The sequence below is a fragment of the Pseudomonas sp. NMS19W genome (assembly GCF_051554255.1).
GTDB lineage: Bacteria > Pseudomonadota > Gammaproteobacteria > Pseudomonadales > Pseudomonadaceae > Aquipseudomonas > Aquipseudomonas kribbensis.
Genome location: NZ_CP136718.1, coordinates 63,479 through 77,071 on the forward strand (window position 1 = coordinate 63,479; position 13,593 = coordinate 77,071).

Annotated in this window: 10 protein-coding genes; 8 read left to right on the forward strand and 2 right to left on the reverse strand. The window is 62.9% G+C overall.

Annotated features, from left to right (window positions below; genetic code table 11):
• Positions 1-13: 13 nt before the first annotated feature.
• From R1A29_RS00200 to R1A29_RS00215, 4 genes are read left to right on the forward strand one after another with little or no spacing between them, the layout of a single operon-like run.
• Entirely contained in the window at positions 14-7,327 is a 7,314-nt protein-coding gene (locus R1A29_RS00200; protein ID WP_438300318.1) for an Ig-like domain-containing protein, read from the forward strand.
• 47 nt (positions 7,328-7,374) lie between these two features.
• Entirely contained in the window at positions 7,375-8,889 is a 1,515-nt protein-coding gene (locus R1A29_RS00205; protein WP_438300319.1) for a TolC family protein, read from the forward strand.
• Positions 8,890-8,892: 3 nt separating this feature from the next.
• Positions 8,893-9,678 carry an aspartyl/asparaginyl beta-hydroxylase domain-containing protein gene (locus R1A29_RS00210; protein ID WP_438300320.1) on the forward strand — a complete coding sequence of 262 codons (786 nt, stop codon included), beginning with the start codon at positions 8,893-8,895 and terminating at the stop codon, positions 9,676-9,678.
• A complete protein-coding gene (locus R1A29_RS00215; RefSeq protein ID WP_438300321.1) occupies positions 9,666-10,640 on the forward strand; it encodes a sulfotransferase family protein in 975 nt (324 codons plus the stop codon). The genes R1A29_RS00210 and R1A29_RS00215 overlap by 13 nt, the downstream gene beginning before the upstream one ends.
• On the opposite strand, the gene R1A29_RS00220 is transcribed toward R1A29_RS00215, so the two are convergent.
• Together R1A29_RS00220 and R1A29_RS00225 are read right to left on the reverse strand one after the other, a co-directional pair.
• Positions 10,606-11,364 (reverse strand): slipin family protein, encoded by a 759-nt coding sequence (locus tag R1A29_RS00220; protein WP_114880952.1) that lies wholly within the window; start codon positions 11,362-11,364, stop codon positions 10,606-10,608. The two genes, R1A29_RS00215 and R1A29_RS00220, sit on opposite strands and share 35 nt — an antisense overlap.
• Before the next feature lie 2 nt (positions 11,365-11,366).
• On the reverse strand, positions 11,367-11,918 hold the full coding sequence (locus R1A29_RS00225) for an NfeD family protein (RefSeq protein WP_265812710.1): 552 nt from the start codon (positions 11,916-11,918) through the stop codon (positions 11,367-11,369).
• A 174-nt stretch (positions 11,919-12,092) separates the two neighbouring features.
• Between R1A29_RS00225 and R1A29_RS00230 the strand changes: the two genes are divergently transcribed.
• From R1A29_RS00230 to R1A29_RS00245, 4 genes are all read left to right on the forward strand, one after another.
• A complete protein-coding gene (locus R1A29_RS00230; RefSeq protein WP_085712631.1) occupies positions 12,093-12,554 on the forward strand; it encodes an aminoacyl-tRNA deacylase in 462 nt (153 codons plus the stop codon).
• Positions 12,555-12,685: 131 nt separating this feature from the next.
• The gene (locus R1A29_RS00235; protein WP_065257452.1) at positions 12,686-12,931 is read left to right on the forward strand and encodes a DUF2789 domain-containing protein; all 246 of its coding nucleotides are present in this window, start codon (positions 12,686-12,688) and stop codon (positions 12,929-12,931) included.
• A 95-nt stretch (positions 12,932-13,026) separates the two neighbouring features.
• Positions 13,027-13,272 (forward strand): type II toxin-antitoxin system Phd/YefM family antitoxin, encoded by a 246-nt coding sequence (locus tag R1A29_RS00240; RefSeq protein WP_039773014.1) that lies wholly within the window; start codon positions 13,027-13,029, stop codon positions 13,270-13,272.
• The gene (locus R1A29_RS00245; protein ID WP_438300322.1) at positions 13,262-13,543 is read left to right on the forward strand and encodes a type II toxin-antitoxin system RelE family toxin; all 282 of its coding nucleotides are present in this window, start codon (positions 13,262-13,264) and stop codon (positions 13,541-13,543) included. The genes R1A29_RS00240 and R1A29_RS00245 overlap by 11 nt, the downstream gene beginning before the upstream one ends.
• Positions 13,544-13,593 lie beyond the last annotated feature (50 nt).

The following is a 13,593-nucleotide window of genomic DNA, read 5'->3' on the forward strand; positions in this document are numbered from 1 at the left end:
CCGGGTGAGCAACATGTGGTGGAGCAAGCAAAAGTCGCGGGTAACCGAGGGCCAACGGACGCTGGCTGCGCCGCTGATCATGTCGCTGGAACCGCGCATGCTGTTCGACGGCGCTGTCGCGGCCACCGTGGCCGATACCGCTGCGGCCCAGCCCGACAGCCATCCCACCGCCGATGCGGCCAAGGCGCCGACCGCCGATCATCCGGTGGCGAGCAAGGACACCCACGGCCAGGCCGATGCCACGCCGGCTGCCAGCCCTGTGGCGGTGCCGGGCCAGGCTGTGGTGTTCGTTGATGCCCGGGTCAAGGATGCCGACAGCCTGCTCAAAGGCGTCGCCCCCGGCACGCAAGTGGTCAAGCTCGATGCGAACAAGGACGGCTTGCAGCAAATCGCCGATTACCTCGATCAGCATCAGGGCATCAGCACCGTGGAAATCATCGCCCACGGCAACGCCGGTGACCTGTGGCTCGGCAACAGCTATTTGTCGGCGGACAACGTCGCACAGCGCAGCGCGGTGCTGGCGGAGATCGGCAAGGACATGAACGTCGGTGGCGACATCCTCATTTACGGCTGCTACACCGCCGAGGGTGACCGTGGCCTGAGCTTCGTCGACTCGCTGGCGCAACTGACCGGCCGCGACGTGGCGGCGTCGAACAACCGTACCGGCGTGGGCGGCGACTGGGATCTGGAAATCGCCACCGGCAAGATCGAGAGCGCCAACGTGCTGTCGGCCCTGTCGATGAGCGAGTACCAGTGGGGCCTCGCCACCTGGACCGCTACCAACAACGCGAACACCGGGGTCGGCTCGCTGCGGGCGGCGCTGGCGTCGGCGCAGAACGGCGACATCGTGACCTTCAGCACCGGCATGACGGTGCAGCTCACCTCGGAATTGCTGATCAACAAGAACATCACGGTCGATGGCGACCTGAACAACGATGGCGTCGCCGACGTCACCCTCGACGGCCAGTACAAGACCCGGGTGGTGGAAATCACTACCGGCAGCACCGTGACCCTCGACGGTCTGGTGATTACCCGGGGCCTGGTCTCGGGCAACGGCGGCAATGGCGGCTACGGCGCGACGGGGGCCATGGGCGGCGGGATTTTCAACGCCGGCATCCTCACACTGAACAACGTCTCGGTCACCGGCAACGCGGCGGCGGGTGGTGGCGGCGGCGGGGGTGTCACCGGTGCCAACTACGGCGGCGGTGGTGGCGGTGGCGGTGGCCTCGGCGGTCAGGGTGGTGGTCATGGCGGTACCGCCGGGCCGGGCACCGGTACGCTGGGCGGCCAGGCCGGCAGCGGCGGTGTCGGCGGCTACGGCGGTGGCTACGATGCGACGCACATGGGCGGTCGAGGCGGTTCCACCATCGGCGGCGCCGGCGGTGTCGGCGTGTCCTATTACAGTAACGGCGGCAATGGCGGCACCGCGAACAATGGCACGATTTCCATTGGCGGCGGCGGTGGCGGCTCCGGCTGGGACAAGGTCGGCGGCGTGGGCGGCAACGCGGCCGGCGGCATTTACAACGCCTCCACCGGCACCCTGAAAATCGTCGGCACCTCGGTCATCAGCAACAACATCGGCGCGGGCGGCGGTGGTGGCGGCGGCAGTGGCCAGGGCAGCAACAACCTCAATGGCGGCGACGGCGGGCGGGGTGTCGGCGCGATCTGGAACCAGGGCGGCACGGTACTGATCACGGCCTCCAACTTCAGCGCCATCAGCGGTAACGCGGCGGGCAGCGGCTCCGGTGGCTCAGAACTGGGCGGCGGCGTGACGGGCTCTGTACCCTTGGCCTTCGCGGCGATCTACAACAACGGCGGCACCCTCAACACCGCTTATGTGGAACCGCCGACCGCCACCATCGTCATGTCCGATACCGCGCTGAAAATCGGCGAAACCTCGCTGGTGACCATCACCTTCAGCCGCGCAGTCACCGGCTTCACCAACGCCGACCTGACCATCGCCAACGGCACGCTGACATCGGTGAGCAGCAGCGATGGCGGCCTGACCTGGACCGCGACCTTCACGCCGACCAACAACATCACCGACGCCACCAACCTGATCACCCTCGACAACACCGGGGTGACCGCGATCAGCGACGGCGTGGCGGGTGTCGGCACGACCAGTTCCGTCAACTACGCGATCGATACCGCACGGCCGACCGTGACCATCGTGATGTCCGATACGGCGTTGAAGATCGGTGATACCTCGCTGGTGACCTTCACGTTCAGCGAAGCGGTGACCGGCTTCACCAACGCTGACCTGACCATCGCCAACGGCACGCTGAGCGCAGTCAGCAGCAGCGACGGCGGCATCACCTGGACCGGGACGTTCACCCCGACTGCGAGCATCACCGACACCACCAACCTGATCTCCCTGGACAACACCGGCATCGCCGACCTGGCCGGCAACGCCGGCAGCGGCACCACGGATTCGCCCAACTACGTGATCGATACCGTGCGGCCGACCGCGACCATTGTCGTGGCCGACAGCAATCTGGCGGCGGGCGAAACCTCGCTGGTGACCATTACCTTCAGCGAAGCGGTCAGCGGCTTCACCACCGCCGACCTGACGGTGGCCAACGGCACCCTGACCGGCCTGAGCAGCAGCGACGGCGGCATCACCTGGACCGCCACACTCACGCCGACCAACAACATCACCGACACCACCAACCTGGTCACCCTGGACAACACCGGGGTCGTCGATCTGGCCGGTAACGCCGGCAGCGGCACCACCAACTCCAACAACTACGCCATCGACACCGCGCGGCCGACCGCGACCATCGTGGTGGCCGACAACAACCTGAAAATCGGCGAAACCTCGCTGGTGACCATCACCTTCAGCGAAGCGGTGACCGGTTTCACCAATGCCGACCTGACCATCGCCAATGGCACGTTGAGCGCGGTGAGCAGCAGCGACGGCGGCATCACCTGGACGGCGACGTTCACGCCGACCGCGAGCATTACTGACGCGACCAACCTGATCACCCTGAACAATACCGGCATCGCTGACCTGAACGGCAACGCCGGTGTCGGCACCACCGATTCGAACAATTACGCCATCGACACCCAGCGCCCGACCGCGACCATTGTCTTGTCCGATAACGCGCTGAAAATCGGCGAAACCTCGGTTGTGACCATCACCTTCAGCGAAGCAGTGACCGGTTTCACCAACGCCGACCTGACGATTGCCAACGGCACGTTGAGCGCGGTGAGCAGCAGCGACGGCGGTATCACCTGGACGGCGACGTTCACGCCGACCAGCAACATCACCGATGCCACCAACGTCATCACCCTGGACCAGACCGGCGTCTCGGATCTGTCCGGCAACGCCGGCAGCGGCACTGTGGATTCCGGCAACTACGCCATCGACACCCAGCGTCCGACGGCCACCATCGTGGTTGCCGACAGCACCCTCACGGCCGGCGAAACGACGCTGGTGACCTTCACCTTCAGTGAAGCGGTGACCGGCTTCAGCAACGCCGACATTGTGGTTGCCAACGGCACCCTGACGGCGGTGAGCAGCAGCGACGGCGGCATCACCTGGACAGCAACGTTCACACCGAACGTGGGCGTCAACGACGCGACCAACCTGATCACACTGGCCAACACCGGCATCACCGACCTGGCCGGCAATGCCGGCAGCGGCACGACCAATTCCAACAACTACACCATCGACACTGTGGTGCCGACCGCAACCATCATCGTGTCCGACCCCAGTTTGAGGATTGGCGAAACTTCGCTGGTGACCATCACCTTCAGCGAAGCGGTCACCGGTTTCACCAACGCCGACCTGACCATCGCCAACGGCACGTTGAGCGCGGTCAGCAGCAGCGACGGCGGTATCACCTGGACGGCAACGTTCACGCCGACCAGCAACATTACCGATGCGACCAACCTGATCACGCTGGACAACTCCGGGGTTCAAAACCTGTCGGGCAACGCCGGTATCGGCACCACCGATTCGAACAATTACTCGATCGACACTCAGCGTCCGACCGCCACCATCGTGGTCGCCGACACGGCACTTGGCGTCGGCCAGACCTCACTGGTGACCATCACCTTCAGCGAAGCGGTGACCGGTTTCACCAACGCCGACCTGATCATCGCCAACGGTACGCTGAGCGCAGTGAGCAGCAGCGATGGCGGCATCACCTGGACCGCCACGCTGACTCCGGCGGCAGGGATCACCGACACCACCAACGTCATCACCCTGAACAACACCGGCATCGCCGACCTGGCGGGCAACGCTGGCAGCGGCACCACCGATTCCAACAACTATGCCGTCGACAGTCAGCGTCCGACCGCCACCATCGTGCTCTCCGACAGCAGCCTGAGTGCTGGAGAAACCTCGCTGGTCACCATTACCTTCAGTGAGGCCGTGACCGGATTCGACAATTCCGACCTGAGCGTCGCCAACGGCACCCTGAGCAATGTCTCGTCCAGCGACGGCGGTATTACCTGGACAGCGACGTTCACGCCGAACGTGGGCATCAACGACGCCACCAACCTGATTGTCCTGAACAACACCGGCATCGCCGACCTGGCCGGCAATACCGGCAGCGGCACCACCAGTTCGGCCAACTACACCATCGACACCGTGCTGCCGACCGCGACCATCATCGTGTCCGACCCCAGTTTGAGGATTGGCGAAACTTCGCTGGTGACCATCACCTTCAGCGAAGCGGTCACCGGTTTCACCAACGCCGACCTGACCATCGCCAACGGCACCCTGACGGCGGTGAGCAGCAGCGACGGCGGTATCACCTGGACAGCGACGTTCACGCCGACCAGCAACATTACCGATGCGACCAACCTGATCACTCTGGACAACAGCGGCGTTCAGAACCTGTCGGGCAACGCCGGCAGCGGCACCACCGATTCGAACAATTACTCGATCGACACTCAACGTCCGACCGCCACCATCGTGGTTGCCGACACGGCACTGGGCGTCGGCCAGACCTCACTGGTGACCATTACCTTCAGCGAAGCGGTGACCGGTTTCACCAACGCCGACCTGACCATCGCCAACGGCACGTTGAGCGCAGTGAGCAGCAGCGATGGCGGCATCACCTGGACCGCCACGTTTACTCCGGCGGCCGGGATCACCGACACCACCAACGTCATCACCCTGGACAACACCGGCATTGCCGACCTGGCGGGCAACGCTGGCAGTGGCACCACCGATTCCAACAACTATGCCGTCGACAGTCAGCGGCCGACGGCGACCATTGTCATGACCGACAGTGACCTGCGTCCCGGAGAAACTTCGCTGGTGACCATCACCTTCAGCGAAGCCGTGACCGGATTCGACAATTCCGACCTGAGTGTCGCCAACGGCACCCTGAGCAATGTCTCGTCGAGCGACGGCGGCATCACCTGGACGGCCACGTTCACGCCGAATATCGGCATCACCGACCTCACCAACCTGATTGTCCTGAACAACACCGGGATCACCGACCTGGCCGGCAACACCGGCACCGGCACCACCAGCTCGGCCAACTATCAGATCCATACCCAGGTGCCGACCGCCACCATCGTGGTTGCCGACACGTCGATCCGGGCCGGGGAAACCTCGCTGGTGACCATCACCTTCAGCGAAGCGGTGAGCGGTTTCGACAACAGTGACCTGACCATCGCCAACGGCACGCTGACTAACGTCAGCAGTGGTGACGGCGGTATCACCTGGACCGCGACGTTCATCCCGACTACCAATGTCACCGACGCCACCAACCTGATCACCCTGAACAACGCCGGGGTGGCCAACCAGTCGGGCAACAGTGGCGTGGGTACCACCGACTCCAACAACTTCGCCATCGACACCGCGCTGCCAACCGCCACCATCGTGGTCGCCGACAATCGACTGGGCATCGGTGAAACCACCACCGTGACCATCACCTTCAGCGAAGCGGTGAGCGGGTTCGATCTATCGGACATCAGCGTCGCCAACGGTGCGCTGTCGAACCTGACCAGCAGCGATGGCGGCATCACCTGGACCGCGACCCTGACACCGACAGCCGGCGTCAACGACGCGACCAACCTGATCGTCCTCGACACCGCCGGCGTTCAGGATCTGGCCGGCAACGCCGGGGCGAGTATTGCCATCTCCAACAACTACATCCTCGATGCGACCCGGCCGACGGTGAACATCGTGGTCGCCAACCCGCACCTGGGCATCGGCCAGACCACCACGGTGACTTTCACCTTCAGCGAGGCAGTGAGCAATTTCGACCTGTCGGACCTGAGCGTGACCAACGGTGACCTGAGCAACCTGAGCAGCAGCGATGGCGGCAAGACCTGGACCGCAACCTTCACGCCGACCGCGAATGTCACCGACCCGAGCAACTTCATTGCCCTGGACACCAGCAACGTAACCGACCTGGCGGGCAACGCCGGCAGCACGGTGGCGGTGTCGAACAACTACGCCCTCGACAGTGAGCGGCCGACTGCCACGGTGGTGGTCGCCAATCCGAACCTGGGCGTCGGTCAGACCTCGCAAGTGATCATCACCTTCAACGAAGCGGTGACCGGTTTCGACCTGTCGGACCTCAGCGTGGCCAACGGCACCCTGTCCAACCTGAGCAGCAGCGACGGCGGCAAGACCTGGACCGCAACCCTGACGCCGAACGCCAACGTTAACAGCGCCAGCAATGCGATCAGCGTCAACAGTGCCGGGGTCAGCGATCTGTCGGGCAACAGTGGCAGCGGGATCAGTCAGTCCGGCAACTATGTGGTCAATACGGTGCCGGTGTCTGTACCTCCAGTGACACCGACTTCACCGTTGGTAGTGGTATCGCCCGATCCGGAGTTCCGTATCGACGTTCCGGTCGTTGCGCCGCCGCTGCCCGATGTGCCGCTGCAACCGGTCATCTTTGCGCCACCCACCGGCGATCTCGGTTCACCGCTGACCTTCCCGCCGCTGTTCGAGCAGCGGGTGATCGGCAATGGCATCCGTCCGCTGGGCGACATTTTCATCAACCACGGTGCGTTGAGCCCGAGTTTCATTGCCCAGGTGTTCACCAGCAGCGACAGCGGCGGTGATGGTTCCGGCCACGGCTTCCTCGGTTTCGGTGGGGGTGATGGCGGGGTGTTCGGCATCAGCACGCTGTCGAGCCTGTTCAATCAGGACAGTGCCGCCGAGCGGGACTCACTGAACGCTTTCGACAGCCACTCGATCCGGGGTGGTGACGTGTCCCAAGGCCTGCGCGGCGTATTCGGCGCGCCGACCCTGGGCCAGCAACTGCAAGAGATCAAGGACAGCGAGCAGCACCGGGTGGACAACCTGGCGGCGGCTCTGCAACAGGTCGGCATCAGCGAAATGCCGGCCTGACAACACACAACAACTCAATATGTGCGGGACCTAGGGGCGATCCAGGGATGAAGAAAAGTCAGAAACTGTTCGGCGCCAGCCTGCTGGCGCTGGCGATCAGCGGATGTGCAGTCACCAGTGAACCGATCGAACGCAGTGTCAGCGAACAACGGGCCAAATCTGACCTGCAAACCATGTACAAGGGCCAGGAACCGTTGCGCGGTCCGCTGACCCTGCACCAGGCCATGGCTCGCGCGGTGAAATACAACCTCGAAGGGCGCCTGAAGATCATGGAGGAGGCGCTGGCCAAGCGGCAGCTCGACCTCGCCAGTTTCGACATGCTGCCGCGCATGGCGCTGGACGCCGGCTACGTCGGGCGCAACAACGTCAGTGCCTCCAGCAGCCAGAGCGTACGCACTGGCACCCAGTCCCTGGAACCGTCGACCTCCCAGGACCGCGACCGCAACGTCGCCGACCTGACCATGGTCTGGAACGTTCTCGATTTCGGTGTCAGTTACATCAACGCCAAACAACAGGGCGACCAGCGTCTGATCGTTCAGGAACGTCGGCGCAAGGTGATCAACACCATCGTTCAGGACGTGCGCTCGGCCTATTGGCGGGCGATGGCGGCCGAACGTCTGCTCAAGCAGATCGACAGCCTGATGGCGCGGGTCGACGCTGCCCGGCGCAACAGTGAAAGCATGAGCGAACAGCGCATCGGCGATCCGGTGCAGTCCCTCGGCTACCAGCGTTCGCTGATCGAAGCCACCCGGCAACTGGAAGAGCAGCGCCGCGCGCTGTCACTGGCGAAGACCGAGCTGGCGACCCTGATCAATCTGCCGATGGGCACCAACCTGACGCTGGCCACTGACGACGGTTATCAGATCCCGGAACTCAAGGTCGATATCGCCAAACTGGAACAGGAAGCCCTGACCAGCCGCCCGGAACTGCGCGAGCAGGATTACCAGACCCGGATCAGCGCCGCCGAAACCCGCAAGGCCATGCTGCGCATGCTGCCAGGCCTGGAGTTTTCCGCCGGCGGCCACTACGACAGCAACTCGTTCCTGGTGAACGACCGCTGGGCCGACTATGGCGTGAAAGTGACCTGGAACCTGTTCAACGTGATCTCCGCCCCGGCGGCCATCGACGTGGCCAAGGCCGGCGAAGAAGTCGCCACCGCACGCCGTCAGGCAATGTCGATTGCGGTACTGGCGCAGTTGTACGTGGCCAACGCCAACTATCAGGAGGCGCTGCGTCAGTTCAAGACCAACCAGCAACTGTCGGACATCGACGGGCAAATCGTCGGTCAACTGCGCAACCGCCATCAGGCGGCGGGCATCGGCGAACTGGATCTGATCCAGGGCGAACTGAACAACCTGCAGGCCGACTTGCGCCGTGACCTGTCCTACGCCGATCTGCGCAATGCCTATGGCCAGATCTTCGCCAGTGCCGGGCTCGATCCGCTGCCGGATCAGGTGCAGTCGACCGAAGTGCAGTCGATCGCCACGGCGCTGGCCAACCGCGAAGCGGCGTGGGCGTCGGGGGATATTTCGGTGCCGGCACCCCGTGCCGTGGCTAAGTGATCGATGAACCGGCCGGCGTATTCACGCCTGCCGGTCACGGTGGATCTGCCGTTGCTGTTGCAGGCGTTGGCGGCGATCGAGGACGGAGACTGGCGCGGCCATTTCAACACCGCGTATTTCACCGGTGACTGGAGCGGTGTGGCGCTGATTTCCGCTGCCGATGCCTTGACCGAGTTGTCACCCGGTGCCGCCGAACCGGTGCCGCGCCGCCCCTGGTTGAATGACCGCCGCTGGCAGCAGGCGCTGCAGGATCTGCCGCTGGAGATCGTCAGTGCGCGACTGCTGCGACTCGGGTCCGGCGGGCAGATTCATGAGCATCGTGATTACGATCTCCACGGACCGGCCGCCGATCTTCGGCTGCACATTCCATTGCTCAGCCCGCCCGCCGTGGATTTCTGGCTCGATGGATTGCGCATGCCGATGGAGGCAGGCGAGTGCTGGTTTCTAGATCTTGCGCGACCGCATCGGGTCGACAATCGCGACAGCACGGCACGCATTCATCTGGTCCTCGACTGTCGCCCCGGCGCCTGGCTGGAGCAGATGATTGCCGAGGGTTTGCCGAGTACGCCGCAACCTGATGCCGAAGATTCGGCATTGCAGCGGTTTCAGCGTCTGCTGGTCGTGGATCCCGCGTTGTCGGCGACCCTGCAGGCGTTGCGCGATCCCGAAGCGTTCATCAGCCAGACCCTGGCGCTGGCCGCCGAGCGTGGCTTGTCATTCTCCCGGGAAGAACTGCACGCGGCGATGCGCAACGGCCGCCGGTCGTGGAACGAACAATGGCGAGCCTGAATTTCGACGGCTGGCTGCCGATCCGCATCTGGAAAAGTGCCGGTCAATGGCAGGTGGACTGGTGCTGGTTTGGCAACACGCCGTTGCACCAGCCGTTTTTTCGCGAAGCGGTGGAGCAGGCACTGCAGTTGCCGTTCAATCAGGCGTTCCGAAGACAAACCCCGTTGTCGGCGCTCACGGATTGGCAGGCGTTCAGCCCCGGCCTGGCGCCGAGCGCCTTCATCCTGCATGCCTCGCGTTGCGGATCGACGCTGATCAGCCAGATGCTCGCCCGCCTCGACGATCACATCGTGATCTCGGAACCGCCACCCCTCGATAACTTGTTGCGCAGTGATCTGCCGGCCGTCGAACGCCGTGCGGCCATCGCCGGGTTGCTCTCGGCCTACGGCCAGTGCCGGCGAGGGATGGAGCAGCGGCTGGTGATCAAGCTCGACGCCTGGAACATCGGCGAATGGCCGTTGCTGCATGAGTGCTTTCCCGACACGCCGTGGCTGTTTGTCTATCGCGATCCGCTGGAAATCGCCGTTTCACATCTGCGTCGCCCGGGTATGCACATGGTGCCCGGCCTGCTTGGCGAGTGCGTACTGGACGACGACCTGCCATTCGAGGGGCGCGAAGATTTCATCGCCCGCAGGCTCGGACGTCTGCTGGAGGCGGCGCGCTTGCACTGCGCTGATTTCGGCGGGCTGACGGTCAATTACAGCGAGTTGCCCGAGGCGATGACAGGACGGCTGGCGAGGTTTTTTCAGCTGAGTGCTGAGCAATGTGAACAGGCGCTGACCGCTTCTGCGCAGCATGCGAAACAGCCGTCACAAGCGTTTGTCGCCGATGGCGAAAGCAAACGCCGCGAAGCCTCTCCACTGTTGCAGGCGCGAGTAGAACGGTGCGCGCGAGCACCTTACGAAGCGCTGGAGCGTTTGCGCGCGATCACGACTTGGCCGACAGATCCGCCATCCCCTTGAGCAATTCGATCGGCAACGGGAAGACGATGGTCGAACTCTTGTCGCCGGCAATCGAACTCAGGGTCTGCATGTAGCGCAATTGCATGGCGCCGGGCTGGCGACCAAGCATTTCGGCGGCCTGCATGAGTTTTTCCGAAGCCTGCAATTCGCCTTCGGCATGGATCACCTTGGCTCGCCGCTCCCGCTCGGCTTCGGCCTGTCTGGCAATGGCGCGGACCATCGATTCGTTGAGGTCGACGTGTTTGATCTCGACGTTCGCGACCTTGATGCCCCAGGCATCGGTCTGGGCGTCGAGCACTTGCTGGATGTCGATGTTCAACTGTTCGCGCTCGGCCAGCAGTTCGTCCAGTTCATGCTTGCCGAGTACCGCGCGCAGGGTGGTCTGGGCCAGTTGGCTGGTGGCCACCAGGAAGTCTTCGACCTGGATGATCGCTTTCTGCGGATCGAGCACCCGGAAATACAGGACCGCGTTGACCTTGACCGAGACGTTGTCGCGGGTGATCACGTCCTGCGGCGGTACGTCGAGGACAATGGTACGCAGATCAACCCGGACCATTTGCTGCACCACCGGAATCAGCAGGATCAGCCCCGGCCCCTTGACCTGCCAGAAACGCCCGAGCTGGAACACCACGCCGCGTTCGTATTCACGCAGGATGCGGAACGTCGAGCCGGCCAGGGCAATGAGCAACAGCAGCAGCGCGACAAAACCGATTTGCAGACCCATGATCACTCTCCGAGCGGTGCCGCGTCAGCCGCGGCCACTTGCAGCAACAAGCCCTTGCGCCCGACCACCCGCACCGGTTGCCCGGCGTGCAGCGGCGTGGCACTCGACACTTGCCAGCGTTCTCCTTGCAATTGCACCCAGCCATTGCGGGTGTCCGGCGACTCCACGACGGTCACGGCCGTCACGCTGCCAACCAGGCCGGCGTCGCCGCTGACCGGGTGTCGCGGCCGGGTCTTCAGGGCACGAACCAGCAACGCGATCAGCAGCAGTGCGCTGACCAGCCCGAGGCCGATCATCATCGGCACCGGCAGCTCGGCGTTACTGAGGATCAGCGCGCCGATCACGAACATGACGATGCCGCCCAAACCGATCACGCCGTAATTGGGCAGCGCGGCTTCGGCGATCAGGAACACGATGCCCAGGGTGATCAGCCACAGGCCGATGGGATCGATGGCGTGCAACGGGATGTCCGCGGCCAGGGATGATCCGCTCAGCAGCATCAACAGGACAAACGCACAGCGACGGATGTTCACGTGACCCTCCGGGAGAGTCATGGGGTTCTCTTATCAGTCTAGTTGAGCCTGCGGTCGGAGGAATTCTGATCAGTTCCAGCGTCGCCAGTGGGCGGATTTACCTTCATTCGCGGCTTGCCCGACTAGACTTTCCAGAACAGGAACAACGTTCATCATCGCTCGCCGCGCAGCGTCCGGCGGGCACCGAGGTGCATCATGCGTATGGCAAGAAAAGTGCAAAGCAGCCTGACCCGGGCGCAATGCCAATACGACGTCGTCTCCCATCCGCACTCGAGCAGCAGCCTGGAAACGGCGCGGGTTTCGGGGATTCCGGCGGAGCGGGTGGCCAAATCGGTGATCCTCGACGACCACCACGGGCATTATCTGATGGCCGTGCTGCCTGCCAGCCGCCATCTGGACCTGAGCAAAGTGCGCACCAGCGGCGAGTGGCAGATCACCCGCGAAAGCACCCTGGCGCACCTGTTCGATGATTGCGAACGCGGCGCGGTGCCGCCGCTGGGCGATTCCTATGGCCTGGACATGGTCATCGACCCGCTGGTGACCCGGCAAAAAGATATTTACCTGGAGGCCGGCAACCACAACAACCTGCTGCACATGAGCATGCCCGAGTTCCTGAAAATGGTGCCGCATGCCCAAGTGCGGGAGTTGAGTCAGTAGTTTTTTTCAGCGTCTGTGCCGACGCCCATCGCGAGCAGGCTCGCTCCCACAGGTTCTGCAATGAATCTGTGGGAATGTGGCTTGCTCGCGAAATGTTTTTATCCACTGAAATTCTTCGAAGGAGTAGAACAATGGAAAATCCAACACACAGCCTCCCATCCCTGTTCAAACAACTCGGCCTGCCCAACGACCCGGTCAGCATCGACCAGTTCATCGCCGCCCATTCCCCGCTCAAACCCGAACTGCACCTGTGCGATGCGTTTTTCTGGACCAAGAGCCAGGCGGATTTCCTGCGGGACGAGATTCTTGATGATGCGGATTGGGCGGAGGTGGTGGATCAGCTGGATGTGATGTTGAGGAAGGGGCGGGCGGGGTAATTGTCAGTCTGCCGTTCGTAAGCTGGGTCAACTCATCCGGTTGCCTGTGATGATTATTTAGACCAGAATCACGACCTCAATTGAGGTCTTTTATTATGCAAAGTGTGCTGGCCGATATGGCCGTCAGTGTTTCTGAACTGAAGAAGAATCCTTCTGCGGTGCTCAACGGCGCGCACGGAGGAGCGGTAGCTGTCCTGAATCACAACCGGGTCATGGGCTACATGGTGCCGGCTGACGTTTACGAAGCGATGATGGAGCGGCTCGATGATCTCGAGTTGGCAGAAATCGTTCGTTCTCGCAGTCATGAGACTCCCATACCGGTAAGCCTGGATGACCTATAAGCTCGAATTCCTGCCTTCCGCTCACAAAGAGTGGAACAAATTGAGTCATACGCTGCGCGATCAATTCAAGAAGAAACTGGCTGAGCGCCTGGAGCGTCCTCGCATTCCAGCTGATTCCCTGCAGGGGATGCCTGACTGTTACAAGATCAAACTCAAGGCATCCGGTTATCGTCTGGTTTACCAAGTGATCGAAGAGCGGGTGGTTGTCTCGGTAGTTGCGGTCGGTAAGCGTGAGCGTGGAGATGTTTACGAGAGCGCCAAGCGACGTTGAGTTAACGCGTGACTGCCAATGTGTTTCAAAACTTGACTGAATTTCCCCTC

Bases quoted from the DNA above. Each gene is read 5' to 3' on its own strand.
- R1A29_RS00200 (WP_438300318.1), top strand. From the start codon at position 14: ATGTGGTGGAGCAAGCAAAAGTCGCGGGTAACCGAGGGCCAACGGACG.
- R1A29_RS00205 (WP_438300319.1), top strand. From the start codon at position 7,375: ATGAAGAAAAGTCAGAAACTGTTCGGCGCCAGCCTGCTGGCGCTGGCG.
- R1A29_RS00210 (WP_438300320.1), top strand. From the start codon at position 8,893: ATGAACCGGCCGGCGTATTCACGCCTGCCGGTCACGGTGGATCTGCCG.
- R1A29_RS00215 (WP_438300321.1), top strand. From the start codon at position 9,666: ATGGCGAGCCTGAATTTCGACGGCTGGCTGCCGATCCGCATCTGGAAA.
- R1A29_RS00220 (WP_114880952.1), bottom strand. From the start codon at position 11,364: ATGGGTCTGCAAATCGGTTTTGTCGCGCTGCTGCTGTTGCTCATTGCC.
- R1A29_RS00225 (WP_265812710.1), bottom strand. From the start codon at position 11,918: ATGACTCTCCCGGAGGGTCACGTGAACATCCGTCGCTGTGCGTTTGTC.
- R1A29_RS00230 (WP_085712631.1), top strand. From the start codon at position 12,093: ATGCGTATGGCAAGAAAAGTGCAAAGCAGCCTGACCCGGGCGCAATGC.
- R1A29_RS00235 (WP_065257452.1), top strand. From the start codon at position 12,686: ATGGAAAATCCAACACACAGCCTCCCATCCCTGTTCAAACAACTCGGC.
- R1A29_RS00240 (WP_039773014.1), top strand. From the start codon at position 13,027: ATGCAAAGTGTGCTGGCCGATATGGCCGTCAGTGTTTCTGAACTGAAG.
- R1A29_RS00245 (WP_438300322.1), top strand. From the start codon at position 13,262: ATGACCTATAAGCTCGAATTCCTGCCTTCCGCTCACAAAGAGTGGAAC.